Source organism: Bradyrhizobium aeschynomenes (assembly GCF_013178945.1).
In the GTDB taxonomy this organism is placed as follows: Bacteria; Pseudomonadota; Alphaproteobacteria; order Rhizobiales; family Xanthobacteraceae; genus Bradyrhizobium; species Bradyrhizobium aeschynomenes.
On the sequence record NZ_JABFDM010000001.1, the window covers coordinates 436441 to 463175 of the forward strand.

At 66.5% G+C, this 26735-nt stretch carries 21 protein-coding genes; 19 read left to right on the plus strand and 2 right to left on the minus strand.

Going from position 1 to position 26735, the window contains the following annotated elements; genetic code table 11:
* Positions 1 to 22: 22 nt before the first annotated feature.
* Positions 23 to 1267, plus strand: a complete 1245-nt coding sequence (locus HL666_RS01935) for an RNA polymerase sigma factor (RefSeq protein ID WP_172179600.1) — start codon at positions 23 to 25, stop codon at positions 1265 to 1267.
* A 4-nt stretch (positions 1268 to 1271) separates the two neighbouring features.
* Here HL666_RS01935 and HL666_RS01940 read toward each other — a convergent pair whose 3' ends face one another.
* Complete coding sequence (locus HL666_RS01940) at positions 1272 to 2123, minus strand: peptidoglycan recognition protein family protein (protein ID WP_172179602.1); 852 nt, start codon at positions 2121 to 2123, stop codon at positions 1272 to 1274.
* A 566-nt stretch (positions 2124 to 2689) separates the two neighbouring features.
* On the opposite strand from HL666_RS01940, the gene rsmH reads away from it, so the two are divergent.
* The 10 genes from rsmH (at position 2690) to HL666_RS01990 (ending at position 14947) form a co-directional block, all read left to right on the plus strand.
* The gene (gene rsmH, locus HL666_RS01945; protein ID WP_172179604.1) at positions 2690 to 3685 is read left to right on the plus strand and encodes a 16S rRNA (cytosine(1402)-N(4))-methyltransferase RsmH; all 996 of its coding nucleotides are present in this window, start codon (positions 2690 to 2692) and stop codon (positions 3683 to 3685) included.
* Between the two features lie 3 nt (positions 3686 to 3688).
* Complete coding sequence (gene ftsL, locus HL666_RS01950; protein ID WP_172111048.1) at positions 3689 to 4081, plus strand: cell division protein FtsL; 393 nt, start codon at positions 3689 to 3691, stop codon at positions 4079 to 4081.
* Positions 4078 to 5826 carry a peptidoglycan D,D-transpeptidase FtsI family protein gene (locus HL666_RS01955; protein WP_172111047.1) on the plus strand — a complete coding sequence of 583 codons (1749 nt, stop codon included), beginning with the start codon at positions 4078 to 4080 and terminating at the stop codon, positions 5824 to 5826. The genes ftsL and HL666_RS01955 overlap by 4 nt, the downstream gene beginning before the upstream one ends.
* Before the next feature lie 68 nt (positions 5827 to 5894).
* On the plus strand, positions 5895 to 7355 hold the full coding sequence (locus tag HL666_RS01960) for a UDP-N-acetylmuramoyl-L-alanyl-D-glutamate--2,6-diaminopimelate ligase (RefSeq protein ID WP_172179606.1): 1461 nt from the start codon (positions 5895 to 5897) through the stop codon (positions 7353 to 7355).
* Complete coding sequence (locus HL666_RS01965) at positions 7352 to 8728, plus strand: UDP-N-acetylmuramoyl-tripeptide--D-alanyl-D-alanine ligase (RefSeq protein ID WP_172179608.1); 1377 nt, start codon at positions 7352 to 7354, stop codon at positions 8726 to 8728. Before HL666_RS01960 ends, HL666_RS01965 begins: the two co-directional genes overlap by 4 nt.
* A gap of 181 nt (positions 8729 to 8909) precedes the next feature.
* Complete coding sequence (mraY, locus tag HL666_RS01970; RefSeq protein ID WP_172111044.1) at positions 8910 to 10016, plus strand: phospho-N-acetylmuramoyl-pentapeptide-transferase; 1107 nt, start codon at positions 8910 to 8912, stop codon at positions 10014 to 10016.
* 114 nt (positions 10017 to 10130) lie between these two features.
* The gene (gene murD, locus HL666_RS01975; protein ID WP_172179610.1) at positions 10131 to 11531 is read left to right on the plus strand and encodes a UDP-N-acetylmuramoyl-L-alanine--D-glutamate ligase; all 1401 of its coding nucleotides are present in this window, start codon (positions 10131 to 10133) and stop codon (positions 11529 to 11531) included.
* Between the two features lie 230 nt (positions 11532 to 11761).
* Positions 11762 to 12913 (plus strand): putative lipid II flippase FtsW, encoded by a 1152-nt coding sequence (gene ftsW / locus HL666_RS01980; protein WP_172179612.1) that lies wholly within the window; start codon positions 11762 to 11764, stop codon positions 12911 to 12913.
* A gap of 46 nt (positions 12914 to 12959) precedes the next feature.
* Positions 12960 to 14063 carry an undecaprenyldiphospho-muramoylpentapeptide beta-N-acetylglucosaminyltransferase gene (gene murG / locus HL666_RS01985; RefSeq protein WP_172179614.1) on the plus strand — a complete coding sequence of 368 codons (1104 nt, stop codon included), beginning with the start codon at positions 12960 to 12962 and terminating at the stop codon, positions 14061 to 14063.
* Between the two features lie 74 nt (positions 14064 to 14137).
* Positions 14138 to 14947, plus strand: a complete 810-nt coding sequence (locus HL666_RS01990) for an IclR family transcriptional regulator (protein ID WP_172179616.1) — start codon at positions 14138 to 14140, stop codon at positions 14945 to 14947.
* Between the two features lie 4 nt (positions 14948 to 14951).
* Here the strand turns inward: HL666_RS01990 and HL666_RS01995 are convergent, their stop codons facing one another.
* Positions 14952 to 15689 carry a carbonic anhydrase gene (locus HL666_RS01995; protein ID WP_172179618.1) on the minus strand — a complete coding sequence of 246 codons (738 nt, stop codon included), beginning with the start codon at positions 15687 to 15689 and terminating at the stop codon, positions 14952 to 14954.
* Between the two features lie 359 nt (positions 15690 to 16048).
* Between HL666_RS01995 and murC the strand changes: the two genes are divergently transcribed.
* The 8 genes from murC (at position 16049) to HL666_RS02035 (ending at position 26647) form a co-directional block, all read left to right on the plus strand.
* The gene (murC, locus tag HL666_RS02000; RefSeq protein WP_172111038.1) at positions 16049 to 17452 is read left to right on the plus strand and encodes a UDP-N-acetylmuramate--L-alanine ligase; all 1404 of its coding nucleotides are present in this window, start codon (positions 16049 to 16051) and stop codon (positions 17450 to 17452) included.
* Between the two features lie 4 nt (positions 17453 to 17456).
* On the plus strand, positions 17457 to 18380 hold the full coding sequence (gene murB, locus HL666_RS02005; RefSeq protein WP_172111037.1) for a UDP-N-acetylmuramate dehydrogenase: 924 nt from the start codon (positions 17457 to 17459) through the stop codon (positions 18378 to 18380).
* Between the two features lie 69 nt (positions 18381 to 18449).
* Complete coding sequence (locus HL666_RS02010; protein WP_172179620.1) at positions 18450 to 19439, plus strand: D-alanine--D-alanine ligase family protein; 990 nt, start codon at positions 18450 to 18452, stop codon at positions 19437 to 19439.
* A gap of 306 nt (positions 19440 to 19745) precedes the next feature.
* Positions 19746 to 20801 carry a cell division protein FtsQ/DivIB gene (locus HL666_RS02015; RefSeq protein WP_172179622.1) on the plus strand — a complete coding sequence of 352 codons (1056 nt, stop codon included), beginning with the start codon at positions 19746 to 19748 and terminating at the stop codon, positions 20799 to 20801.
* Positions 20798 to 22117 carry a cell division protein FtsA gene (ftsA, locus tag HL666_RS02020; protein ID WP_172111034.1) on the plus strand — a complete coding sequence of 440 codons (1320 nt, stop codon included), beginning with the start codon at positions 20798 to 20800 and terminating at the stop codon, positions 22115 to 22117. The genes HL666_RS02015 and ftsA overlap by 4 nt, the downstream gene beginning before the upstream one ends.
* A gap of 91 nt (positions 22118 to 22208) precedes the next feature.
* Positions 22209 to 24050 carry a cell division protein FtsZ gene (gene ftsZ, locus HL666_RS02025; RefSeq protein ID WP_172131702.1) on the plus strand — a complete coding sequence of 614 codons (1842 nt, stop codon included), beginning with the start codon at positions 22209 to 22211 and terminating at the stop codon, positions 24048 to 24050.
* Between the two features lie 345 nt (positions 24051 to 24395).
* A complete protein-coding gene (gene lpxC, locus HL666_RS02030; protein WP_172111032.1) occupies positions 24396 to 25355 on the plus strand; it encodes a UDP-3-O-acyl-N-acetylglucosamine deacetylase in 960 nt (319 codons plus the stop codon).
* A 398-nt stretch (positions 25356 to 25753) separates the two neighbouring features.
* Entirely contained in the window at positions 25754 to 26647 is an 894-nt protein-coding gene (locus HL666_RS02035) for an outer membrane protein assembly factor BamD (RefSeq protein WP_172179624.1), read from the plus strand.
* The last annotated feature ends 88 nt before the right edge of the window (positions 26648 to 26735 follow it).

Below are 26735 nucleotides of genomic sequence, written 5' to 3' on the forward strand. Positions count from 1 at the left end.
GCCAGTTCGGCGGCGCGAGAACATGACGCCCGATGCCATCGAAAAACTGTTCCGCGACGAATCGGGCCGCGCGCTTGCGACCTTGATCAGGCTCGTCGGCGATTTCGATCTCGCTGAGGATGCGTTGCAGGATGCGTTCGCGGCGGCGCTGGTCACATGGCGGGGGTCCGAGATCCCCGCCAATCCGCGGGCGTGGCTGGTGCATGTCGCGCGCAACAAGGTGATCGATCGCATCCGGCGGCAGCGCAGCTTTCGTGCCAAGGAGCAGGAAATCGTCGACGCGATCGAGCGCGACGCCGCCAGCGATGAGACCACCGCCCCCGCCGATCTCGTTGACGACATGCTGCGGCTGATCTTCACCTGTTGCCATCCGGCCTTCGCGCCGGAGGTGCAGGTGGCGCTGACGCTGCGCACGGTGTGCGGCCTCACCACGGCGGAAGTCGCCCGCGCCTTCCTCACCAGCGAGGACGCGATGGCGCAGCGCCTGGTGCGCGCCAAGCAGAAGATCCGCCTCGCCGGCATCCCTTATGAGGTGCCCGGTCGCGACGCCCTCGATGAGCGCATGCGCGGCGTGTTGACGGTCATCTATCTCGTATTCACCGAAGGCTATCTCGCGACCTCCGGCTCCGCGTTGATCCGACACGATCTGGCGCGCGAGGCGATCCGGCTCGGCCGTCTCGTGCGGGACCTGATGCCGGAGGCCGCCGACATCTCGGGTCTGCTCGCTTTGATGCTGCTGCACGACGCGCGGCGCGCCGGGCGCATGGATGCCTCGGGCGACATCGTCCTGCTCGAGGACCAGGATCGCTCCACGTGGAATCGCGCGCAGATTGACGAAGGGTTGGCCCTGGTCGAATGCGCCCTGGCCGTGAAAGGACGACCGCAGCCCTATACGGTGCAAGCGGCGATCGCTGCGCTCCATGCGCAGGCGTCGAGCTACGAGCACACGGACTGGCGGCAGATCGTCGGTCTCTACGAGGTGCTTTTGCGAATTGCGCCATCGCCGGTGATCGAGCTCAATCATGCAGCGGCAGTCTCGATGGTCGACGGCCCGGCGCGCGCGCTTGCGCTGGTCGACTCGCTGGCGGCGCGCGGCGGCCTGAAGCAGTATGATCTGCTTCCGGCCGTGCGCGCCGATCTGTTGCGGCGGCTCGGACAGCACGACGAGGCGCGCGCGGCCTATCATGAGGCGAGCGATGCGACGCAGCTCGTACCGCTGAAGCGTCTCTACGCGCGCCGGCTCGCCGAGCTCGACGCTGAGACGTGATCGCTCACGCTCGCGGCGGCGGCTCGTCCGCCGGCAGACTCGTCAGCAGGGCATGCAGCGTCCACAAGGTTGAGCGGTCGGCGATGCCGTCGACCTTCTCGGGACGGAAGTGCCGTTGGAACGCGGTCACGACCTCCATCGTGAGACCATCGAACTTGCCGGTGATCGGCACGCCATAGCCGTACTTGGCGAGCGCCTTCTGCAAGCCCTTGACGTCATCGCCGATGCTGCCGAGCTTCAGCGTCTCGCCCTTGGTGATCGCCGCCGGCTGCACCCAATGGCCGACTCCGGAATTGGCGAGGGAGTGCCAGGGGAACTTCTCGCCCGGATCCTTCTTGCGCGACGGGGCGACGTCGGAATGGCCGAGCACGCGATGCGCGGGCACGTTGCGGCGGAGCATGATGCCGCGGCACAATGCGATCACGGCGGCGATCTGCCGTGGCGGAAAGTCCGGGTAGCCCCAGTCATGGCCGCGATTGACGATCTCGATGCCGATCGAGCAGGAGTTGATGTCCTCCTCGCCGCCCCAGGACGACAGCCCCGCGTGCCAGGCACGCAGCGCCTCGGGCACGCATTGGACGATGCGGCCGTCCTCGAGCACGATGTAGTGCGCTGACACCTCGGTGCCGGCGGTGCACAGTTTGGTGATCGCGCCCTCGACGTCCGGCATGCCGGTGTAGTGGAGGATGACCATGTCCGGCTGGCGGCCGCCCTTGCGCTCGCCGAAGTTCGCCGACGGGATCACGTCGGATGCGATCGACGAATCCGGCGTGAACATCGGCAGGTCTGAAACGCCCTTGGGGATCGGCAGCGCACGGGGACGCTTCGATTCCGGCTTGTCGGTGGAATTTGGCATGAACGACTCGAAGCGGGCGGCAAGGGCAATGGCTCAAATCGAATATGGGCAGGCACTACTCTTTTACATGTCCCAGCCGCAATCGAAATCGCATGCCGGCCCATCATATTGATCCGACCGTTGCGCAAACGCGCCGAGAACCATCGAGGTTTCGTCGAGCGAGCTCGGCTCGCAGGGCAATCGGTTCTTCCGCGCTCGCGCTGCCCGCCCCAAGTGCCTCATATCCGCCACAGACCGTCAACGGTTTGTTAACGCTAAACGCCGTTACTAAGTGGTGAAGAGCCGAGCCGGCTTTCGAGACGGCAAGCCGCCATATGCAAGGTCCTGCACGGGATATTACCGTACCGAGTGCTGCCGGGGGCATCCGGCAGCGCTTGGTCGCTGATCAACGGGGGAATGCCCCGGCACGGAGTTCGCGTGCTGGGGGCCGGGCATTTGTGGGGCTGACCGTCGGCCGTTCTGGGCGATGGTTGGGCGAATTGACGGGGCGCGAGGATCGAAGGCGCGATGGGCTCGCAGCCAAGCATAGTCAGTCCGGATCGGCGGATTTCCTGTGGGGAAGCCGCGTGAGCACGGCTGACCAGCGCCACGTCCCGGTGCTCGGCCCTGAAGCGGTCGAGATGCTTTCACCGCGCGCCGGCGGAACCTATGTCGATGCGACCTTCGGCGCAGGCGGCTACACGCGTTTGATCCTGGCTACGCCGGGAACACGGGTGATCGGGATCGACCGCGACAGCACCGCGATTGCCGGCGGAGCCGATCTCGCCACCGAGGCAGGCGGCCGTCTTACGCTGGTGGAGAACCGTTTCTCTGCACTGGCCGACATCTGCTCTGCGCAAGGTCTCGGCCATGTCGATGGCATCGTGATGGACGTCGGCGTGTCATCGATGCAGCTCGATTCCGCCGCGCGCGGCTTTTCGTTTCGGTTCGATGGCCCGCTCGACATGCGCATGGGAGGGCAGGGGCCGACCGCCGCCGATATCGTGGCGCAGGCCTCCGAGCGCGATCTGGCCGACGTCATCTACATCTTCGGCGAAGAACGCCACTCCCGTGCGGTGGCCCGCGCCATCGTCGCCGCGCGGAAAGAGCAGCCAATCACCACGACGCGGCAACTCGCCGATCTCGTCGCGCGGGTCGTCAGGTCGAAGCCGGGCGACATCCATCCGGCGACCCGGACGTTCCAGGCGTTGCGTATCCTCGTCAATGAGGAGCTCGACGAACTCGAACAGGCGCTGTCGGCCGCGGAGCGCATCCTTGCGCCGGGCGGCCGTCTCGCGGTCGTCTCGTTCCATTCGCTCGAGGACCGCATCGTCAAGACCTTCCTCGCCGAGCGCAGCAAGACCGGCGGCGGCTCGCGCCATCTGCCGGAGATCGCGCAGGAGGCGCCGAGCTTCCAGTTGCTCAACCGAAAGCCGGTCGTGGCGGACGAGGCCGAGACCGAGGCCAATCCGCGCGCGCGCTCCGCCAAGCTGCGCGGCGCCGAGCGCACGGCTGCGCCGACACATGTCGCAGCGAAGTCCTCTCCATGGCCGCGTCTGGCCGCTGTCCTGCGGGGAGGCTGACCGATGCGCCTCCTCCATCTGGTCGTGATCTGCTCGCTGATCTTCGCGGCCGCTTATGTCTACCGCATCAAGATGGAATCGACCGCGCGCGTCGAGCGCGTGCTGCAACTCCGCGCCGAGATTCGCGAGCAGCGCGAGGCCATCGCTCTCCTGCGTTCGGAATGGGCCAAACTCGATGCGCCGCTCCGGCTGCAGGGTCTCGTCGAGCGGCATCTGCCGCTGAAGCCGCTCAACGCCACGCAGTACGACAGCCTCAAGAATCTCCCGGAGCGGCCGCCGCGGTTTACGCGCCCGGACAATCCGGATCCGATCGGATCGATGATCGATGCGATCGACGCGATCAATGAAGAGCCCCCCGTGACCGGATCGGTGCGTCGCCCGGAGGATCAGCAATGACCGATCAGCTTCGGCCCCAGGTCAAGCCACAGGAGCCCTGGCGCCAGCGCTTGGTGCGCACGCTGCTGTACGGGCGCGACGTCGATCGCACCGCCAAGGCCCGCGCCCGCATCGGGCTTGCGATCATTGCCTTCGCCGCGGTTTACGCGATCATCGGCGGCCGGCTCGTGATGTTTGCGGTCGGCTCCGACGGGCCGAGCGCGCGTCGGGCCGCGCAGCAGGACGCCATCGCGACCGCGCGGCCCGACATCGTCGACCGCAACGGGGCCGTGCTTGCCACCGACGTCAAGACGCCGAGCCTGTTTGCCGAGCCGCGCCGCCTGATCGACAAGGACGAGGCGATCGAGCTGCTCACCGCGACCTTGCCGGATCTCGATACGAGCGAGGTGCGCGACCGCCTGATGTCGCGCAAGGGTTTCGTCTGGCTCAAGCGCGAGATGACGCCGAAGCAGCAGCAGGACATCCATCGCCTCGGTCTGCCTGGGATTGGGTTCCTGCGCGAGAACAAGCGTGTCTATCCGACCGGCAACGAGGTGGCCCATCTGATCGGCCTGGTGAACATCGACAACCAGGGCATCGCCGGCATGGAGAAGTGGCTCGACAATCAGGGTCTGGCCGACCTGCATCGCGCCGGCTTCGCTACCGACCGCCTGCAGCGCCCTGTAGAGCTGTCGGTCGATCTGCGCGTCGAGCACGCACTGCGCGACGAATTGCTGAAGGCGAAGGAAAAGTTCAAGACCAAGGCGGCCTCCGGCCTGGTCGTCAATGTCAGGACCGGCGAGATCATTGCGATGGTGTCGCTGCCGGATTTCGATCCCAACAATCCGAAAGAAGCGCACGATCCCGACCGCATCAACCGCCTCACCACCGGGGTCTACGAGATGGGCTCGACCTTCAAGGCCTTCACCCTGGCCATGGCGCTCGACACCGGAAAATATGATCTCAACTCGTTGTGGGACGCGCGCGGGCCGCTGCATTACGGCAAATTCGCGATCCATGACGACGAGCCGAAGGGGCGCTTCCTCAACATGAAGGAAGTGTTCTACTTCTCCTCCAATGTCGGCGCAGCAAGGATCGCGCTGACGCAGGGCGTCGAGGGCCACAAGGCGTTCCTGCGCAAGATGGGCCAGTTCGACCGGCTGCGCACCGAGCTTCCCGAAAGCGCCTCGCCGATCCTGCCCAAGCGCTGGAGCGAGTTGAACACGGTCACGATCGCGTTCGGTCACGGCATGGCGGTGGCGCCATTGCAGGGCGTGATGGGCGTCAGCGCGCTGGTCAATGGCGGCTATCTGATCCCGCCGACCTTCATGAAGCGCACCGAGGCCGAGGCGATGGCGATCGCCAAGCGTGTGATCAAGCCGGAGACCTCGGAGAAAATGCGGTACTTGATGCGTCTGAACGCCGAGGTCGGCACCGCGCGCAAGGCCGACGTGAAGGGCTACTACATCGGCGGCAAGACCGGCACAGCGGAGAAGGTGATCAACGGCCGCTACGCCAAGAAGAAGGTGCTGACCCTCTTCACCGCCGTGATCCCGGCCGACAAGCCGAAATACCAGCTCCTGATCATGCTGGACGAGCCGCAGCCGCTGAAGGAAACCTACGGCTTCATCACCTCGGGCTGGAATGCAGTGCCGACCGCCGGCAACGTGATCTCCCGGATCGGGCCGCTGCTCGGCATCGAGCCCCGTTTCGACCTGCCGCCGTCCGACCGCCAAATTCTTGCGGCATCGCGGCTGACACAGTAAGCCGTCCGCGAATCGTCGGCTTTGCAGGTTCCGCCACCCGGGCGGGCCAGAATCGGTACGGGACCAGGATGAAACTTCACGACCTCTTCGGGGATCAGGCGGAGCTCGCCCCGCAGATCGCCGCCGTCGAAGTCTCCGGCCTTGCCGTGGACAGCCGCGCCGTCCGGCCCGGCGATCTGTTCTTCGCACTCCCGGGAACCAAAGCCGACGGCGCCAGCTTCATCACCGCTGCGATCGCAGCCGGTGCGGTCGCGGTAGCGGGCGCCGCAGCGCCTGGATCAGTGCTGTCCGTTCCCTTCGTCACGCTGGCGAACCCTCGGCGGGCACTGGCGCTCGCCGCCTCGCGCTTCTTCCCGCGCCAGCCTTCCACCATCGCCGCCGTCACCGGTACGAGCGGAAAGACCTCGGTGGCCGCCTTCACGCGGCAGATCTGGCAGATGCTGGGCCACAGCTCGGCCAGCATCGGCACCGTCGGCCTCGTGTCGGACAGGCGCACCGTCTACGGCTCGCTGACCACGCCCGATCCCATCGCGCTGCATCGGCAGATCGACGAGATCACCCGGGACGGCGTCACGCACCTGGCGTTCGAGGCCTCCTCGCATGGTCTCGATCAATTCAGGCTCGATGGCGTGAAGGTCTCGGCCGGCGGGTTCACCAACCTGTCGCGCGACCACATGGATTACCACCCGGACCTCGCGCACTATCTGAATGCCAAGCTCAGGCTGTTCCGCGATCTCGTTGCGCCCGGCGGTGCCGCCGTGATCTCGGCCGATCATGAGTGCTCTCCGGAGGTCATCGCGGCGGCGCAAGCGCGGGGGCTTCGCCTGATGACCGTTGGGACGAGCGGCGACGGGACCGGGGAGGGCATCCGGCTCGTGGCCGCCGCGGTGGATGGCTTCACGCAACAGCTCGAGCTGCAGCATTGCGGCCGCATGTCCACGGTCCGGCTGCCGCTGGTCGGCGCGTTCCAGGTCGAGAATGCTCTGGTAGCGGCGGGCCTTGCCATCGGCACCGGCAGTGATCCGCAGGCCGTGTTTGAATCGCTCGAGAGGCTCGAGGGCGCCAAGGGGCGGCTCGAACTGGTTGGCGAGTACAACGGCGCGCCCGTCTTCATCGACTACGCCCACAAGCCGGACGCCCTCGCCAAGGCGTTGCAGGCCGTGCGGCCCTATGCCTCAGGAAAGCTTGTGGTGGTGTTCGGCGCCGGCGGTGACCGCGACACCGGTAAGCGGCCGCTGATGGGCGCGATTGCCGCTGAAGAAGCTGACAGCGTCATCGTCACCGACGACAATCCGCGCAGCGAGGATCCCTCGGCGATCCGCGCCGCGATCTTGGCCGCGGCCCCAGGCGCCCGAGAGATCGGCGATCGCGCCGAGGCGATCCGGATCGCGATCGGCGAGCTGAAGCCGGGCGATGCGCTGGTGATCGCCGGCAAGGGCCATGAGACCGGACAAATCATCGGCAGCACGGTGCTGCATTTCAGCGATCATGAAGCGGTCGCGGACGCATTGGCAGCGAGGGCATCATGACGAAGGCGCTGTGGACGGTGGCCGAGGCGGCACGCGCGCTCGGCCTCACCGGCGATTATCCGGAGACGCCGATCGACTTCGTCACGCAGGACAGCCGCGCCGTCAAGCCCGGCAGCCTCTTCGTTGCGCTGAGCGGGACCCCGAGCGGCGGCTTCGTCTCGAGCTTCGCCTCAAGCCGTGACGGCTGGGAGTTTGCCGCGAATGCCGAACTGGCCGGCGCCGTCGCAATGATCGTGCCGCGTCGGATCGAGGGCGTCACGGTGCCGCAGCTCGTGGTGGCGGATACGCTGATCGATGGCTTGTGGGCGCTCGCGCGTGCGGCACGGGCGCGTTTTCATGGGCCGGTGATCGGATTGACCGGGAGCGCCGGCAAGACCTCAACCAAGGAATTCATCGCTGCCTATCCCGGCGCGTCAGCCAGCCCGTCGAGCTTCAACAATTTCTGGGGCGTGCCGCTGACGCTGTGCAATGCCGATCCCTCCGCCTCGGTCTGGGTGGTGGAGATGGGCATGAACCAGAAGGGCGAGATCGCGCGGCTGACCGAGCTGTCGCAGCCATCGGTGGCGCTGGTGGTCAATGTCCAGCCCGTGCATCTGGAAAAGCTCGGCAGTCTCGAGGCGATCCGGCAGGAGAAGATCTCGATCGCGCGTGGCTTGCCGGCCGACGGCATCCTGGTGCTTCCCGCCGATCTTGCCGCGCCCGAATGGAGCGGCAAGGTGATCCGCTTCGGCGGCGACGCTGAGGTTCGCGAGCTGTCGCATAGCTCGCGCGGCGAAAGCTGGGACGTGACCGCCGACATCGCTGGCCGCCGCGTCGCCTTCGCGCTGACGCCCGGTGCGCCGCATCGCCTGCACAACGCGCTGGCGGCGCTGGCCTCGGTCGCCGCGGCCGGCCTTGATCCGACGCAGCTGGCGCCGGCGCTCGGCCACGTCGGCATCATGACCGGGCGCGGCGTTGAGCAGAGCGTCGGCGACATCGTCCTGATCGACGACAGCTTCAATGGCAATCCGGCCAGCATGGCCGCGGCGCTCGACAGCCTGCAGGCGCGGCCGGTCCTGGGGCGGCGGATCGCCCTCATCGGCGACATGCTGGAACTAGGCGAGGAGGCGCCGGCCTATCATCAAGGAATGATCAGCCATCTCGCCGGCATCGACGGTGTCTACTGCGTCGGCCCGCTGATGCGCCACCTGTTCGACGAGCTGCCACAGCAGAAGCGGCTGGGCTGGCACGAGGACCCGGTGACGCTGGACCCCGGCCATGTCGCGGCGCTGCTTGCACCCGGCGACGTCGTCGTCATCAAAGGCAGCAAGAAGATCTTCTGGGTCAACAAGTTCGTGTCGAAGCTCGCGGCGGCCCTGCGCCCTGCGACGTGAATTCGGCGATATCGCGGCGCTGCAGAATATCTTCCACTGGTGGCCGGGCTGCCGTGCCGGACGGGTCCCTCGTCGCAGGCAACGATTCGCACCCGGCCCCGATCATGGTTAAAAGAGATTGGACTGGATTCGCGACAGAATCCGTGTTCGCGGTCTCGGTGAGGCGGCATAGGCGGGTTGAATGTTCTACTGGTTGATCGAGCTCACGAATACCTTTCCAAGCCTGTCCGTCTTTCGCGGGCTGCTCAACGTGTTCCGCTACATCACGTTCCGGACCGGCGGCGCCGTCGTCACCGGGGCGCTGTTCGTGTTCCTGTTCGGGCCCTGGATCATCGACCATCTGAGGCTGCGCCAGGGCAAGGGCCAGCCGATCCGCACCGACGGGCCGCAATCGCATATCATCAGCAAGAAGGGCACGCCCACCATGGGCGGGCTGATGATCCTGTCCGGTCTCGTCGTGTCCACCGTGCTGTGGGCCAATCCGCTCAATCCCTATGTCTGGATCGTGCTGGCGGTGACGCTCGGCTTCGGCTTCGTCGGCTTCTATGACGACTATCTGAAGGTCACAAAGCAATCGCATTCAGGCTTCGCCGGCCGCCTCCGCCTGCTGATCGAAGCGGCGATCGCGCTGGTCGCCTGCTATGCGCTGGTTCGCCTGGGACGCGATCCGTCCTCGACCGGGCTGGCGATTCCGTTCTTCAAGGATCTCGTCTTCAAGTTCGGCTGGATGTACGTGATCTTCGGCGCCTTCGTCATCGTCGGTGCCGGCAACGCCGTCAACCTGACCGATGGGCTCGATGGCCTCGCCATCGTGCCGGTCATGATCGCATCCGCAAGCTTCGGCTTGATCGCCTACCTCGCCGGCAATGCCGTATTCGCGGATTATCTGCAGATCCACTATGTCGCAGGCACCGGCGAGCTCGCCGTGCTCTGTGGTGCCGTGCTCGGCGCCGGCCTCGGCTTTCTCTGGTTCAACGCGCCGCCGGCCTCCATCTTCATGGGGGACACCGGCTCGCTGGCGCTCGGCGGCATGCTCGGCTCGATCGCGGTTGCCGTGAAGCACGAGATCGTGCTGGCAGTGATCGGCGGCCTGTTCGTGCTCGAAGCCGTGTCGGTGATCGTGCAGGTGGCCTCGTTCAAGCTGACGGGAAAACGCATCTTCAAGATGGCGCCGATTCACCATCATTTCGAGCAGCTCGGCTGGACCGAGCCGCAGATCGTGATCCGGTTCTGGATCATCTCGGTGATGCTGGCGCTGGTCGGCCTGTCCACGCTGAAGCTGCGCTGATGATGTCGTTTCAAGTACACCGTCATTTCATTCCGGGGCGCGCGCGGCGCGAACCCGGAATCTCCAGACTCCGGATCACCGCGGCGCGGTGTCCGGAATGACGGAGTTCTCCACATGATCCCCGTCACCTCATTCGCCGGCAAGACCGTTGCCGTGTTCGGGCTCGGCGGCTCGGGGCTGGCGTCGTGTCACGCGTTGCGGGCCGGCGGCGCAGAAGTCATCGCGGCTGATGATGGTGCCGAGCGTATGACGGAAGCCGCACAGGCCGGGTTCATTACCGCCGATCTGCGCACCGTCTCCTGGGCGAACTTCGCCGCCCTGGTGCTGGCGCCCGGCGTGCCGCTGACCCATCCCGTGCCGCATTGGAGTGTGCTGAAGGCGCGCGATGCAGGCGTCGAGGTGATCGGCGACATCGAGCTGTTCTGCCGCGAGCGCCGGCGCCACGCGCCTGATGCTCCGTTCATCGCGATCACCGGCACCAACGGCAAGTCGACCACAACGGCGCTGCTCGCGCATCTGATGCGCGTGGCCGGCTACGACACTCAGATGGGCGGCAATATCGGCACCGCGATCCTGTCGCTGGAGCCGCCGCGCATGGGCCGCGTCCATGTCATCGAGATGTCGTCCTACCAGATCGACCTGACGCCGTCGCTCGATCCGAGCGTCGGCATCCTGATCAATGTCAGCGAGGACCACATCGACCGCCACGGCACGATCGAGAACTACGCGGCGGTGAAGGAGCGGCTGGTTGCGGGCGTCCAAGCCAGGGGCACCGCGGTCGTCGGCGTCGACGATGGTTTTTCGCGCGCGACCGCCGACCGGCTGGACCAGGCCGGCAAGCGCGTCGTGCGCATCTCGGTGCGGAACCCGCTGGCCGACGGGATGTATGTCGAGCATGAAACGATCGTGCGCAGCGCGGGCGGGGCGCGCAGCGAGATCGCGCGGCTCGGCGGCATCGGCTCGCTGCGCGGCCAGCACAACGCCCAGAACGCGGCCTGCGCCGCGGCCGCCGCGCTTGCGATCGGCGTCAAGGAAGACGTGCTGCAGCAGGGGCTGCGCAGCTTTCCCGGCCTCGCCCATCGCATGGAGCAGGTCGGCCGCCGCGGTAGCGTCCTGTTCGTCAACGATTCCAAGGGCACCAATGCGGACGCAACGGCGCATGCGCTGTCGTCCTTCGCCGACATCTTCTGGATCGCCGGTGGCAAGCCCAAGGCCGGCGGCATCACCAGCCTGTCCGGTTTCTTCCCGCGCATCCGCAAGGCCTATTTGATTGGCGAAGCGGCGACGGAGTTCGCCGGCACGCTGGGGGACAGAGTGCCCCACACCATGTCAGGCACGCTTGAGGTTGCGGTGGCCCAGGCGGCCGCCGATGCCGAAGCTTCGGGACTGAAGGATGCGGTCGTCCTGCTATCTCCCGCCTGCGCCTCGTTCGACCAATTCCGCAACTTCGAGATCCGCGGCAGCCGCTTTCGCGATCTGGTGCAGGCGCTGCCGGGCGTGAAGCCGGTGGTGTAATCGCTCTCATACCAACCTCCGCTGTCGTCACCCGCGAAGGCGGGTGACCCAGTATTCCAGAGGCCTATGTGCTTTCACCGCGCTATCTCGGCGTACTGGATCCCCCGCTTTCGCGGGGGATCCAGCCTTTGTTGGATCACATGACTGCTCCAATTGATGGGATTGACTTAACCCTTCGATAACCATCCTGGGCGCCAATGGGCTGATTCCTCGGCTCAGGTGGTGGTCCGATGCTCTCCCGTGAAGAACGCAATCCGCTGTCCGATTGGTGGTGGACGGTCGACAAGCCGCTGCTCGGCTCGATCCTGGCGCTGATGCTGTGCGGGGTGATCCTGTCGCTGGCGGCGAGCCCGCCGGTGGCGACCCGGATCGGGCTCGATCCGTTCCACTTCTTCAACCGCCACGTCCTGTTCCTGCTGCCGTCCTTCATCGTGCTGATCGGCGTCTCCTTCCTGTCGCCGCGGCAGATCCGGCGCAGCGCGCTGGTGGTGTTCACGATCGCTATCGTGCTGATCGTGCTGACGCTGGCGATCGGCCCCGAGGTGAAGGGCTCGCGCCGCTGGATCACGCTGGTCGGCGTCAACATCCAGGCGTCCGAGGCGGCGAAGCCGGCCTTCGTCGTTGTCTCCGCCTGGCTGTTCTCGGAGTCCGCGCGGCGGCCCGACATGCCGGCGACGACGATGGCGCTGGTGCTGCTGTTGATGCTGGTGTCGCTTCTGGTGATGGAGCCGGATTTCGGCCAGACGATGCTGATCCTGATGGTCTGGGGCTCGCTGTTCTTCATCGCCGGCATGCGCATGATCTGGGTCGCAGGCCTCGCCGGTGCCGCGGCCGCGGGCCTGTTCGGCGCCTATCTGCTGGTGCCGCACGTGGCGGGGCGCATCAAGCGCTTCATGAACCCGGCGTCGGGCGACACCTTCCAGGTCGACACCGCGATGGAGGCGTTCTCCAATGGCGGCTGGTTCGGGCTCGGGCCCGGCGAGGGCATCGCCAAGCGGAGTCTCCCGGACAGCCACACCGACTTCGTCTTTGCCGTCGCGGCCGAGGAGTTCGGCATCATCCTGTGCCTGGCGCTGGTCGCGCTGTTCGGCTTCATCGTGATCCGCACGCTGTCGCGCGCCTATGCCAGCGAGGACGGCTTCTCGCGCTTCGCAGCGTCGGGACTCGCGATCCTGTTCGGCATCCAGGCGGCCATCAACATCTCGGTCAATCTGCAGCTGATCCCGGCCAAGGGCATGACCTTGCCGTTCATCTCCTATGGCGGCTCCTCGATCGTGTCGCTGGCCTACGGCGTGGGCATGATGCTGGCGCTGACACGGCAGCGGCCGCGGATCGAGATGGAGGCGACCGACGCGGCCGGCTCGCTGCGCAACTATGCGTGAGCCGCCTCGCTCGCAATGACGACACATTGGCTGTAAACAAGCGCGCATGACCTCAACTGCGCCCCTCATCCTGCTCGCGGCCGGCGGCACCGGCGGACATCTATTTCCTGCCGAAGCGCTTGGTGTCGAGCTGATCAGACGCGGCTACCGCGTTCGTCTCGTCACCGATGCGCGCGCGCTGCGCTACGGTGGGCTGTTCACCAAGGACATGATCGACGTGGTGCCGAGCGAGACCGTGCGCAGCCGCTCTCCGGTGGCGCTCGCGCGCACCGCGCTGCTGCTCGGCACCGGCACTGTCGCCGCCTTCAGCCTGATGCGGCGGCTGAAGCCTGCGGCCGTGATCGGCTTCGGCGGATATCCCACCGTGCCGCCGCTGCTGGCCGCGCGGCTCGCCGGGGTGCCCAGCCTGATCCACGACGCCAATGCCGTGCTCGGCCGCGCCAACCGGTTCCTGTCCTCGCATGTGAAGGCGATTGCCACCTCGCTGCCCGGTGTGCTCGACCGCGATCCGGCGCTTGCCGCAAAGACCACCACCGTCGGCACGCCGATGCGACCAGCGATCCTCGAAGCTGCGGCCGTGCCCTATGTTGCGCCGGAGACGGCAGGTCCGCTGCGGCTGCTCGTGGTCGGTGGCAGCCAGGGCGCCCGCGTGATGAGCGACGTCGTTCCTGGCGCGATCGAGCGGCTCGAGCCCGCCCTTTGGGGCCGCCTGGTGTTGACCCAGCAGGTGCGCCAGGAGGACATGGCGCGGGTGCGCGCAGTCTATGACCGGCTGAAGATCAATGCCGACCTGCAACCCTTCTTCGCCGACCTGCCGGCGCGGCTTGCCGCCAATCATCTCGTGATCTCGCGCTCCGGCGCCGGCACCGTGGCCGAACTCGCCGCGATCGGCCGGCCCTCGATCCTGGTGCCGCTGCCGGGCGCCATCGACCAGGACCAGTTCGCCAATGCCGGTGTGCTGTCGGACGCGAGCGCCGCGATCCGGATCGTGCAGAGCGAATTCACCTCCGACAGGCTGGCCTCCGAGATCTCGGCGCTCGCCGCCGAGCCCACGCGTCTCGCCGCGATGGCCCAGGCCGCGCGCACTGCCGGGCGGCTCGATGCCGCGGAACGGCTGGCCGATCTCGTGATCAGGACGGCGGCGCTCTAGTCGCGCAAGCGCACGGTGATCCCATGATGAACCGGAGCTCCGACGATGGCCCTGTCCTGCTTGACGATCATCCGATGCACTTGCGGCGCCATCCGTCCTTTGTGCCTGTGCTCGTCGGATTTTGCGACCAGCTGATTGCGCCGCTGCGCGGTCAACGCCTGATGATCAAGCTGTTCGGTCAGCGCGCTCCGACGGAAATCGCTGCGCACATCGTGATGATGCACATGTCGGCGCGCAAGCCGGTCGAGCGGCCGACCCTGACACGCCTGCAGAGGCGGCTGCCGGGTCCGCGGCAGACGGCGGCGTTCGTCGCGGTGTTGCGCGGTCTGTCGCTGGTGACCGTCGAGCGTGATCCCGAGGATGCCCGTATCCGCTACCTGGTGCCCGGCCCCGTCATCCTCGAGGGGCTGCGAGGCTGGCTTGCCATGCATCTGGATTGCCACGCCCGATTGACGCAGTCCGACGGACCGAGCTTTCGTCTGCAGGACGACGCCACGTTCTATGCGGAGACGATCCGGCAATGTGCGAGCTGGCTGTGCCGCGACAATCGGCCCCTGACGGGATTTCCCGATCTCGCCTGGACCGACGAGCACGACAGCGGCATCCATCTGGCGCTGACGCTCGTCGCCCGGTCCGCCGCTGGGCGCGAGGCCGTCGAGATTTCGACGGCGGAGCTTGCGACCTCGCTCGGCGTCTCGCGCTCCCATATCCGCAATCTGCTGGCGACCATGGAGGGGCGCGGTCTGCTGCGCTTCAGCGACGGGCGCCGGCATCTGATGCTGACGCCGGGTTTCGTGGCCTCCGTGGAGGCCTGGTTCTGCCACCAGGTGTGTTGGCTCGCGGCCGCAGCCGCGCGTGCGGATCGCGTGCTGCGGCCGGCTTGAGGCGTCAGATCATCGTGACCCGGCCGGTGCCGATGTCATAGATGCCGCCCACGATCTTCACCTTGCCCTCGGCGACCATGCGGCCGACGATCGGCTTGGCGGTCGACAGGCGTCGGACGTTGTTGCGCACGTTCTCCGCGGTGGCTTCGGCCAGCAGATCCTGCGGCTTCTTCGCGATCGCAGCCTCGACGCCGGGTTTCAGCGCATTGATCAGGGCGGGCAGGTGGCCTGGCAGCTTGGTGCCGTCCTTGAGGACCTTGATCGTCGCATCGATGGCGCCGCAGCCGCTGTGACCGAGCACCAGCACGAGAGGCGTGCCGAGGAACTTGACGCCATATTCGAGGCTGGCGAGACCGTCGTCGTTGACGAAATTGCCGGCGACCCGGACCACGAACAGCTCACCGGGCGCTTGATCGAACACCAGCTCGGGCGCGACCCGGGAATCGGCGCAGCTCACGATCGCGGCGATCGGGTATTGGGCCGCGGCGCGCGCTGCCCGGCCGGCCGAGAAATCCTTGTTGTCGAGGTTGCCGGCGACATAGCGGGCGTTGCCATCGACGATGCGCTTCATCGCGTCGTCCGGAGAGATGGCGTTGGGGGGCATTGCGCTGTCGCTCGCCTGCTTGGCTTCCTTGGCAAACGCCGGAAGTGCGCCGACCGCCGCGGCAGCCAGCACTGCGCCGCCGCCGAGCAGCCGGCGGCGGGACAATACGGGAGGGTGCGTTTCACACAGCGAGCACATCGGCGAGGGTTCTCCATCAAAGATTGAAATATGCGTGCCCGGCACGCCGGCCGCCCGCTACTCATGCCACGCGAACTGACGCGGTGATCGCGCAAAAATTGCAGGTATCCTGTTGGGAGGGGGCAGCGTGTAATCGCGCTTAACAATTTGTAAAGGTGGGGATCGAGCGGGAACTCCTGGCCGACCGCGCCGGCCGGGCTGCCAAATTCGGCCAAAATCGGGCGAACGCCAGCGAATTTGGCAGTTCTTACGGCCCGGCCGGACTTGTCCAGGTCGGTCATGTCTTGCAAGAAGGGCTGATGATTCGCGGCCGCTCCCCTCCCGCCGGGCGCCCGGAACCCTTGAGACGAGATGCCCCCATGAGACTGCCGCGCGAGATCGGACCCATCCACTTCGTCGGGATCGGCGGCATCGGCATGAGCGGCATCGCCGAGGTGCTGTGCAATCTCGGTTACACGGTGCAGGGCTCGGACGCGTCCGACAACGCGAACGTCGCGCGTTTGCGCGAGAAGGGCATCAATGTCAGCGTCGGCCATAAGGCCGAGAACGTCGCGGGCGCTGATGTGGTCGTGGTCTCGACCGCGATCAAGCGCGACAATCCCGAGCTGATGGCCGCGCGTGCGCAGCGCATCCCCGTCGTGCGCCGTGCCGAGATGCTGGCCGAGCTGATGCGGCTGAAGAGCTGCGTCGCGATCGCCGGAACCCATGGCAAGACCACGACCACCTCGATGGTCGCGGCGCTGCTTGATGCCGGCGGGCTCGATCCCACCGTCATCAATGGCGGCATCATCAATGCCTATGGCACCAATGCGCGGCTCGGCGGGGGCGAGTGGATGGTGGTCGAGGCCGACGAGAGCGACGGCACGTTCTTGAAGCTGCCGGCTGACGTCGCGATCGTCACCAATGTCGATCCCGAGCATCTCGATCATTTCAAGACCTTCGACGCCGTGCAGGACGCGTTCCGTGCCTTCGTCGAGAACGTCCCGTTCTACGGCTTCGCCGTGATGTGCATCGATCATCCGGTGGTGCAGGCTTTGGTCGGCAAGATCGAGGACCGCCGCATCATCACCTATGGCGTGAACCCGCAGGCCGACGTCCGCCTGGTCGATCTCACGCCGATGGGCGGCGGCTCGTCGTTCAAGGTCGTGTTCCGCGACCGCAAGAGCGGCGTGACGCATGAGATCTCCGACATCGCGCTGCCGATGCCGGGCCGGCACAATGCCTCGAACGCGACAGCGGCGATCGCGGTGGCCCGCGAACTCGGCCTGTCCGACGACGCCATCCGCAAGGCGATCGCCGGCTTCGGCGGCGTCAAGCGCCGCTTCACCCGTACCGGAGAGTGGAATGGCGTCACCGTCATCGATGACTACGGCCACCATCCCGTCGAGATCGCCGCCGTGCTGAAGGCGGCGCGGGAATCCACCAACGGCAAGGTCGTCGCCGTGGTGCAGCCGCATCGCTACACCCGGCTGCAGTCGCTGTTCGAGGAGTTCTGCACCTGCTTCAACGATGCGGACGCCGTTATCGTCGCCGATGTCTATGCGGCGGGCGAGGCGCCGATCGAGGGCATCGACCGCGATCATTTCGTGCTCGGCCTGCGCGCGCACGGCCATCGTGACGTGGTGCCGCTGCCGAAGGCCGCCGATCTCGCCGGCATCGTCAAGGACCTCGCCAAGCCGGGCGACCTCGTCGTCTGCCTCGGCGCCGGCAACATCACGCAATGGGCCTACGCGCTGCCGAACGAGCTCAAGGCTCTGGGGTAGGGCGGTGAGCTTCCCCGACATCACGCCCGCCCTCAAAGCCGCCATGCCCGAGCTGCGCGGACGGCTGCTCGCCAATGAGAGCCTCGCGCCGCTCACCTGGTTTCGCGTTGGCGGACCGGCGCAGGTGCTGTTCACGCCGGCCGACGCCGACGACCTCGCCTACTTCCTGAAGCACCTCTCCGCCGATCTGCCGGTCTACGTCATCGGTGTCGGCTCGAACATGATCGTGCGCGATGGCGGCGTCCCGGGCGTGGTGATCCGGCTGGCGCCGCGCGCGTTCGGCGAGGTCAAGGCGGAGGGTGAAATCGTTGCGGCCGGCACCGCGGCGCTCGACAAGCGGGTCGCCGAGGTTGCCGCTTCAGCCAATCTCGCCGGTCTGGAATTCCTGTTCGGCATTCCCGGCACCGTCGGTGGCGCGCTCCGCATGAATGCCGGCGCAAATGGCGGCGAGACCAGGGATATCCTGGTCGAGGCGACCGCGATCGACCGCCAGGGCGAGACGCATCGCTTCACCAATCCGGAGATGAAGTTCACCTATCGCGCGAGCGGCGCCGATCCCTCGCTGATCTTCACCGGGGCGCGCTTTCGCGGAACGCCATCCGCGCCTGAGGCGATCCGCGCGCGCATGGCCGAGGTGCAGGCGCATCGCGAGACGGCGCAGCCGATCCGCGAGAAGACCGGCGGTTCGACCTTCAAGAATCCGCCGGGCCATTCGGCCTGGAAGCTCGTCGATGCCGCCGGCTGCCGCGGCCTCAAGGTCGGCGGCGCGCAGGTCTCGGAGATGCACTGCAACTTCCTGATCAACACCGGCAGCGCCAGCGCCGACGACATCGAGACGCTCGGCGAGACCGTGCGCGAGCGCGTCAAGGCGACTTCGGGCATCGAGCTGCAGTGGGAAATCAAGCGGATTGGACTCAAGGCGAGCTGAACGGCCCGCCTGTTGACGCAACTTCCGTATCGTCGCGACCGCGTTTTGAGATCAACCGAGAAGCCATTGATGCGCACCACGATTTTATTCGGCGGCTCCAACAAGGAACGCCTCGTCTCGGTCGCCAGCGCCAAGGCGCTGCATGCGGCGCTGCCGGAGGCGGACCTGTGGTTCTGGGAGGCCGACGACACGGTGCATCAGGCGAGCGGCGAGGCGCTGACCGCTCATGCCAAGCCGTTCGAGGAGCCGTTCACGGCCGATGGCGCGAGGATCGGCACGCTGGCCGAGGCGCTCGATCGTGCTCGCACGGAGGATAGGGTCCTGGTGCTCGGCCTGCATGGTGGCCGGGCGGAGAATGGCGAGCTTCAACTGATGTGCGAGCTTCGCGGCGTGCCGTTCACCGGCTCGAGCTCCGCTGCCTCGCACCTCGCCTTCGATAAGGTGGCGGCCAAGCGCTTTGCCGTGCTCGGAGGGGTGACGGCGGCTGAGGGCGTCGCGCTGGATGATGCCGAAGCGGCGCTCGCCCGCTACGGCCGACTGATCGCCAAGCCTGTGAAGGACGGCTCGAGCTTCGGGCTGATCTTCGTGAACGCCAAGCAGGACCTCGTCGCCGTCAAGGCGGCGGCTGCAACCGAGGAGTATCTGATCGAGCCCTTCGTCACCGGGACCGAGGCGACCTGTGGCGTGCTCGAACAGGCCGATGGCGCGCTGATCGCGCTGCCGCCGATCGAGATCCTTCCCGCCGATGGCGCCTTCAACTATTTCGCGAAGTACCTCGCCACGGCGACGAAGGAGATCTGTCCCGGGCGGTTCAGCCCGGAGGTGACGGCCGCGCTGCAGAGCGAAGCCATCAAGGCGCATCGTGCGCTGTCCTGCGGCGGCTATTCGCGCACCGATTTCATCGTCTCGGCCAATGGCCCCGTTTATCTCGAGACGAACACCCTGCCGGGGCTGACCGCCGCCTCCCTGTATCCGAAGGCCTTGAAGGCGGAAGGCATCGCCTTCGTCGATTTTCTGCAGCAGCAGCTCGCCTTGGCCGAACGCCGCGTCCGCAGATAAGACGTTCGATACGCGCACCGGAGGAACCCGGCCCGGCGTCCCCCGGTGGTTCCTGTAATCGGTAAAATGCTTAAGAATCCTGGGCAAGGTCCTCATAAATCGGAGAAAAAAATCGTCTCTCCGGACCGATTTTACTTTTTGTTTACCAGGACGTCCGAAGGTTAACGCTGGCGCTTCAGTGGTGCTCGGCTGCCGGGTCGAGCTGTCGTGACGATGCGCATCGCCATCGTCACCAGTATCGGCCGGCCGGGATCGTGGGCGTGGGTCCGCGAGTATTGCGGGCGCAACAGTTGATGAGCTCGTGCAATGGATGGTGCAGGACGCCTCGCTCGATCGCAGAGGCCTCAAGCTGACCTCAAGGCCGCTGCCCTTGGCGCGGTGATCCTGCTGCGCGAGTATGTCTCAGCCCGTCTTACGCGCGTCAGGCTGCCGCGGCGACAGACGAAGCCGCAGCACGGCAGGCGGCCGCCGCGCGGGGATCGTGCGCAGGTGCCGGTCGCGCTGGCGCCGATGGTCGAGCGCGAGGCGCCGCCGCGCATCGTGGCTTTCGTCGAGCGCTATCTGCCGCGCCGGCTCGGCACCATTGCCACGGTGGCCCTGCTGTTCGGCAGCGTCTGGCTCGGCATCGTCAAGGGCGGCCACGCGCAGGATGTCAGCGCGGCGCTGTCCGACACCCGCAATTCCCTCGCCAATGCCGCCGGCTTCCGCATCACGGCGGTTGCGATCAACGGCCGCAAGCAGCTCACCCAGGACGAGATCCTGGCGATCGGCGGCGTCACCGGCCGCTCCTCGCTGCTGTTCCTCGATGCCGCCGCGGTTCGCGACAGGCTGAAGGCCAATCCCTGGATTGCGGAAGCGACCGTGCAGAAGTTCTTTCCGAACCAGCTGCAGATCGACATCGTCGAGCGCAAGGCTTTCGCGCTGTGGCAGCAGGACGGCCGGCTCTCGGTGATCGCCGACGATGGTGCCGTGCTCGAACAATATGTGTCGCGCCGCTTCCTGACCCTGCCGCTCGTGGTCGGCAAGGGCGCCGAGAGCCGTGCGCGTGATTTCCTGGCGCTGCTCGCGCGCTATCCGCAGGTCCGCGCCGTGACCAAGGCGGCCGTGTTCGTCGGCGAGCGCCGCTGGAACCTGCGCACCAAGGACGGCCTCGACATTCGCCTGCCCGAATACGACGTCGGCAACGCGCTCGCCACCCTGAGTCAGCTCGACCAGGAGGACAAGCTGTTCTCGCGCGACATCGTCGCCATCGACATGCGTCTTGCGGACCGGTTGACGGTGCAGCTCTCCGAAGATGCGGGCAAGGCGCGCGACGAACTGTTCAAGGATAAGAAGTCCAAGAAGAAGGCCGGTGACGCATGACCGGCTTCGATCGCCAGACTCCGAAGACGCGCCCGATGGGCCAGAAGCGCACGGCGCTCGTCGCCTCGCTCGATGTCGGCACCAGCAAGATCGCCTGCATGATCGCGCGATTGAAGCCGGCGCCACCGAGCGACGCGCTGCGTGGCCGCACCCATGCCGTCGAGCTGATCGGCTACAGCCAGATCCAGTCGCGCGGTGTCAAGGCCGGCGCCGTGGTCGATCCGGTCGAATGCGAGCAGGCCGTCCGGCAGGCGGTCGCGCTGGCCGAGCGCATGGCCAAGGTGCGGGTCGAGTCCGTGCTGTTGCCGGTCGCCGGCGGCCGCGTGATGGGTCATCTGATCGAGGCCACGTCGGACATCCGCGGCGCTGCCGTGACCCAGGCCGATGTCAGCCGCGTGACCTCGACCGGGATGCATCATGCGACGGGGGAGGGCCGGGCGGTGCTGCATGCCCTGCCGGTCGGCTACACCCTCGACGGCGTGAAGGGCATCCGCGACCCCCGCGGCATGCTGGCGCGGCAGTTCGGCGTCGACATGAACGTCGTCACGACCGACGCCACCGTGGCCAAGAACCTGATGCTCGTGGTCGAGCGCTGCCATCTCAACGTCGAGGCGATGGCGGCGAGCCCGTATGTTGCCGGGTTGTCGGTGCTGACCGACGACGAGGCGGATCTCGGTGCGGCCGTGGTCGAGATGGGCGCGGGCACCACGACGATCGCGTTCTATTCCGGCGGCCGCTTCGTCCATGCCTCCGGATTTGCGCTCGGCGGGCATCACGTGACCATGGATCTTGCGCGCGGACTATCAGCGTGCATTGCAGATGCCGAGCGAATCAAGACGTTATATGGCACGGTGCTGACTGGCGGGTCCGACGCGCGTGAGTTGATGTCTGTTCCGACGGCGGGTGACAACGAGCGGGATGTTCCGCAGATCGTGTCCCGCGCCACCATCGCGAACATCGTCAGGCACCGCGCAGAGGAGATTTTTGAAATGGTCCGCGACCGGCTGAAGGATTCGCCCTTTGCGGCAGAACCCAAGGCGCGCGTCGTCCTCAGCGGAGGCGCCTCCCAGCTGACGGGGCTGGTCGAGCTTGCGACGCGGATCCTGGACCGGCCGGTCCGGGTCGGGCGTCCGCTCGGCTTTGGCCGCCTTCCCAACGAGGCCAAGAACGCCGCCTTCGCGGTCCCCACCGGGCTCCTGGTCTATCCGCAATACGCGCATCTCGAACATGTCGAACCGCGGCATACGCGGCAGGTCGGGACAGGAACCGACGGCTATTTCGGAAAGGTCGGACGATGGCTTCGCGAGGGCTTCTGATGACCGACGTCCGCACCCTGCGATTTTCACCAACACCACCCACGGCCGGCGGCCGGGGCGAACCCACGCGCGCGTGATCGAGAGGCACCCCATGGCACTCACTATTACCCCTCCTGATATCCACGAGCTGAAGCCCCGGATCACCGTGTTCGGCGTCGGCGGCGCGGGCGGCAACGCCGTCAACAACATGATCACGGCCGGACTGCAGGGCGTGGACTTCGTCGTCGCCAACACCGACGCGCAGGCGCTGACGATGTCCAAGGCGCAGCGCATCATCCAGATGGGCACGCAGGTGACGCAGGGTCTCGGCGCCGGCTCGCAGCCGGACGTCGGAGCTGCCGCCGCGCAGGAGGTGATCGACGAGATCCGCGATCATCTCTCGGGTGCCAACATGGTGTTCGTGACCGCCGGCATGGGCGGCGGAACCGGCACGGGTGCGGCTCCCGTCATCGCCAAGACGGCGCGCGAGATGAACATCCTCACGGTCGGTGTCGTCACCAAGCCGTTCCACTTCGAGGGCGCGCGCCGGATGCGCACCGCGGAGTCGGGTATCTCCGAGCTGCACAAGGTCGTCGATACGCTGCTGATCATCCCCAACCAGAACCTGTTCCGGGTCGCCAACGAGAAGACCACCTTCGCCGACGCCTTCGCGATGGCCGACCAGGTGCTGTATTCGGGTGTCGCCTGCATCACCGACCTCATGGTCAAGGAAGGCCTGATCAACCTCGACTTCGCCGACGTGAGAGCGGTGATGAGAGAAATGGGCAAGGCGATGATGGGCACCGGCGAAGCGTCGGGCGAGAAGCGCGCGCTGACCGCGGCGGAAGCCGCGATCGCCAACCCGCTGATCGACGATTCCTCGATGAAGGGCGCCCGTGGCCTGCTGATCTCGATCACCGGCGGCAAGGACCTGACTCTGTTCGAGGTCGACGAAGCCGCGACCCGCATCCGTGAGGAGGTCGACCAGGACGCCAACATCATCGTCGGCGCCACCTTCGATGAATCGCTCGATGGCCTGATCCGCGTCTCCGTTGTTGCCACCGGCATCGAGCAGGCGCAGTTCAACCGAGGCGTCACGACGACTGCACAGCCGGCGGCGGCTGTCGCTCCGATTGCCGCCGCCCCGACCGCTCATGCGGGTCTCCCTGAAAGCCGCCTCGCCGACCTGACGGCGCGCCTGCGCGCCGACAATCAGCGGCTGGCGGAACGCGCCGCCAAGCTCGAGCAGCAGGCCTCGCAGGCTCCGGCCGTCGCCGCTTCGGCGCCCGCGCCGATGGCCCCGGCGCCGCGGCCGGCTCCGAATCTCGAGCGCGACACGCTGGCCGCCGTCGCCGCCGCGATGGCGAGCGAGCCGGCGCCGGTCGCTGCCCCCGTGCAGCCGGCCTCCTACGGCGACGTGACCGTTCGCCCGATCGCGCAGAAGCCGTCGCTGTTCCCCGAGCCGGAGGCGCAGCGCGCTGCGCCGGTGGAACCGGCGGCCCCGCCGGAGACCTTCATTCCGCAGGCGGCCGAGCGGGTTCCGGTCCGCACCCAGCGCATGCCGAAGTTCGAAGATCTGCCGATGCCGGCTCAGGCCGAGATCCGGCAGGCGAGGGGAGACGAGGGCGAGGAGCATCCGCAGAAGACCCGGATGTCGCTGCTGCAGCGTCTCGCCAATGTCGGCCTCGGCCGGCGCGAAGAGGATGGCGAGCAGCCGGTCTCGGCGCGCAACGTCGCTCCGGCCATGCCGCAGATGCCGCCCCTGCCGGAACGCAAGCCGCAGCGGAGCGTTAGCCAGCAGGTCGCGAGTCACGAATCGCCGGTCTCGGAATATGCGCGCCGTCCCGCTCCGCAGGGTTTGGACGTCCATGGCCGTCCCGCGCCTGTGGCCCCTGCGCCACAGGGCGACGACCATTTGGATATCCCGGCCTTCCTGCGCCGGCAGGCAACCTGAGAATTGTTACAGCCCCGATGGCGCTGAACAGGCCCGGCTCGCGAGAGCCGGGCCTTTTTGATGGGCTGCCGGGAGGCTCGAGTGGTGCTTCAACTAACTGATTTTAAATGATTAATTATTCTTTCGGTGCTTGGATGCGGAACGAGGAGGGTTAAAGCCACGTTCCAGTTTGGTTAAGGGTTGGCGCGAATACGGCAGAGATGGGGTAACAATCCGTAAAGAAGCGTGAGTTGGCGCTCTTTGGGGGGCTCGTTAAGTTCTGCCGTGACTTGGGGATGCCTGAAAATGAGTCGGTTCGCGAGGGGCGGCCGATACGGGTTCAGGCGGGGTCTTGGGCGATCGTCGATGAAATTCAGCCGGCAAACAACGCTTCGTTCGCAAGCCACCGTCACCGGTGTAGGCGTCCACTCCGGCGCGCCTGCCAGCCTGACGATCGGGCCGGCGCCGATTGATACCGGAATCGTGTTCCTTCGGACCGGCCTCGATGGTGCCGACCGTGAGGTCCAGGCTGCTTTCGGTTCGGTGATCGCCACCGAGCTCGCGACCGTCCTGGGTGACCGCCAGGGGCCGCTGGTCTCCACCGCCGAGCATATTCTGGCCGCGCTGCGCGGCATGGGCGTCGATAACGCTTTGATTGAGGTCGATGGTCCCGAAGTTCCGATCATGGACGGCAGCGCAGCTCCGTTCGTGGCGGCGATCGACCAGGCCGGCATCATCAACCAGTCCGCTCCCCGCCGTTACATCCAGGTCCTCAAGCCCGTTCAGGTGACCATGGGGTCCTCGATGGGCGAGCTGCGCCCCTACAATGCGGGCTTCCGTGTCGAGGTCGAGGTCGACTTCTCGAACGCCGTGATCGGCCGTCAGGCCTACCATTTCGAGCTCAATCCTGAGCGCTTCCGTCGCGAGATTGCACGCGCCCGCACGTTCGGCTTCATGAGCGACGTGTCGCGGTTGTGGAATGCCGGCTTTGCGCTCGGCTCGTCGTTCGACAACACGCTGGTGTTCGACGAGGAGCGCCTGCTCAATCCGGAAGGTCTCCGCTACGCCGATGAATGCGCCCGCCACAAGGTGCTGGATGCGATCGGCGATCTGGCCCTGGCCGGCCTGCCGATGCTCGGCACCTACCGGTCGGTCCGTGGCGGCCACAAGCTGAACCACGCCGTCCTCACCGCCCTGATGGCCGATCGGACCGCGTGGCGGCTGGTCGAGGGCGAGACGGTGCGTCGTCCGCGCGTGGCGACCGAGGCTGTTGGCGGCATGGTCGGTGGCATGATCGCCCCGGCCTTCGGCCCGGACGTGTCCTGAGCTCGTTTGGACTCAACCAGCCGCGAGCCTGCGAGGCCGTCGGCTGATCGCGCCGCAGCGAGACGGGACCGCTTCCGGGTTCTGCGCGACGTCCCTTTCTCAACGAATATTTCGTTAAGGAATGTTGCCGGTGGCCTGCGCACGGCCAGCAGCCGGTCGTTTTTGGCTGGTTTCCACCGCCTTTTCCGGCGGTAACCACGATGCGAGGCCGCAGCCTCGGTCTTGCCTTAATCCGGACGGATTGGCTGCCTATGCGGTTGGTTGACGAAGTGTTTTCGGTTAGAGAGGCGGTGGCAGCGTGATGCGCGCCACGAGCGGGGCTCTTCCTTCGCGGTCATGAGACGATGGTCATGGTCCGCGGCGTAGATCAGATCACAGGCATCGGGTTCCAAAGAAGCATGTCGATACAGCGTCTCACGCGCGAACTCCGTCCCCACGCAAGTCCTGCCGGCCGCCATTTGCGGCTTGCAGTGTCGCTGGCCCTGCTGGCGCTTCCGCTGGCCGGCTGCGGCACCGGCGGTCTCTGGGACAAGTTCATGGCCAAGGACGACACCTTCGTCGATGAGCCTGCTGACAAGCTCTATAATGAGGGCTTGTTCCTGATGAACGAGAAGAAGGACGTCAAAGGCGCGACCAAGAAGTTCGAGGAGGTCGACCGCCAGCATCCTTATTCCGACTGGGCCCGTAAATCGCTCCTGATGTCGGCCTATGCGTCGTATCAGGCCGGCGACTACGATGGCTGCATTGGCGCGGCGACGCGCTACGTCACCTTGCATCCCGGCAGCCCTGATGCGGCCTATGCGCAGTATTTGATCGCAGCCTCGCATTACGACCAGATCCCGGACATCAGCCGTGATCAAGGGCGGACCGAGAAGGCCATCGCCGCCCTCGAAGAGGTGGTGCGCAAATATCCGACCTCCGAATACGCCACCAACGCCAAGACCAAGATGGAGGGCGCCCGCGATCAGCTCGCCGGCAAGGAGATGGACGTTGGCCGCTACTACATGCAGAAGCGCGACTACACTGCCGCCATCAACCGGTTCAAGACGGTGGTCACTCAGTACCAGACCACCCGCCATGTCGAGGAAGCCCTGTTCCGCCTGACCGAGGCCTACATGACGATCGGCATCATCGGTGAGGCGCAGACCGCCGCCGCCGTGCTCGGGCACAATTTTCCGGACAGCAAGTGGTACAAGGACGCCTATAATCTGGTGAAGTCGGGCGGCGTCGAGCCCGAGGAGAACAAGGGCTCCTACATCTCCCGGGCCTTCAAGAAACTCGGACTGGGCTGAGCGGCGCCTGACCGCTCGATCTGATCCGGCTTTGTTCTCAATTCTTGTTTTGTTCTCTTTTTCCTGCTAGTGTCGAGTCGTTCGCTCA

Excerpts from the sequence above, each read along its gene's own strand:
- HL666_RS01935 (WP_172179600.1), top strand. The coding sequence starts at position 23 with ATGACGCCCGATGCCATCGAAAAACTGTTCCGCGACGAATCGGGCCGC.
- HL666_RS01940 (WP_172179602.1), bottom strand. The coding sequence starts at position 2,123 with ATGCCAAATTCCACCGACAAGCCGGAATCGAAGCGTCCCCGTGCGCTG.
- ftsL (WP_172111048.1), top strand. The coding sequence starts at position 3,689 with ATGCGCCTCCTCCATCTGGTCGTGATCTGCTCGCTGATCTTCGCGGCC.
- HL666_RS01955 (WP_172111047.1), top strand. The coding sequence starts at position 4,078 with ATGACCGATCAGCTTCGGCCCCAGGTCAAGCCACAGGAGCCCTGGCGC.
- HL666_RS01960 (WP_172179606.1), top strand. The coding sequence starts at position 5,895 with ATGAAACTTCACGACCTCTTCGGGGATCAGGCGGAGCTCGCCCCGCAG.
- HL666_RS01965 (WP_172179608.1), top strand. The coding sequence starts at position 7,352 with ATGACGAAGGCGCTGTGGACGGTGGCCGAGGCGGCACGCGCGCTCGGC.
- mraY (WP_172111044.1), top strand. The coding sequence starts at position 8,910 with ATGTTCTACTGGTTGATCGAGCTCACGAATACCTTTCCAAGCCTGTCC.
- murD (WP_172179610.1), top strand. The coding sequence starts at position 10,131 with ATGATCCCCGTCACCTCATTCGCCGGCAAGACCGTTGCCGTGTTCGGG.
- ftsW (WP_172179612.1), top strand. The coding sequence starts at position 11,762 with ATGCTCTCCCGTGAAGAACGCAATCCGCTGTCCGATTGGTGGTGGACG.
- murG (WP_172179614.1), top strand. The coding sequence starts at position 12,960 with ATGACCTCAACTGCGCCCCTCATCCTGCTCGCGGCCGGCGGCACCGGC.
- HL666_RS01990 (WP_172179616.1), top strand. The coding sequence starts at position 14,138 with ATGCACTTGCGGCGCCATCCGTCCTTTGTGCCTGTGCTCGTCGGATTT.
- HL666_RS01995 (WP_172179618.1), bottom strand. The coding sequence starts at position 15,689 with ATGTGCTCGCTGTGTGAAACGCACCCTCCCGTATTGTCCCGCCGCCGG.
- murC (WP_172111038.1), top strand. The coding sequence starts at position 16,049 with ATGAGACTGCCGCGCGAGATCGGACCCATCCACTTCGTCGGGATCGGC.
- HL666_RS02010 (WP_172179620.1), top strand. The coding sequence starts at position 18,450 with ATGCGCACCACGATTTTATTCGGCGGCTCCAACAAGGAACGCCTCGTC.
- HL666_RS02015 (WP_172179622.1), top strand. The coding sequence starts at position 19,746 with ATGGATGGTGCAGGACGCCTCGCTCGATCGCAGAGGCCTCAAGCTGAC.
- ftsA (WP_172111034.1), top strand. The coding sequence starts at position 20,798 with ATGACCGGCTTCGATCGCCAGACTCCGAAGACGCGCCCGATGGGCCAG.
- ftsZ (WP_172131702.1), top strand. The coding sequence starts at position 22,209 with ATGGCACTCACTATTACCCCTCCTGATATCCACGAGCTGAAGCCCCGG.
- lpxC (WP_172111032.1), top strand. The coding sequence starts at position 24,396 with ATGAAATTCAGCCGGCAAACAACGCTTCGTTCGCAAGCCACCGTCACC.
- HL666_RS02035 (WP_172179624.1), top strand. The coding sequence starts at position 25,754 with ATGTCGATACAGCGTCTCACGCGCGAACTCCGTCCCCACGCAAGTCCT.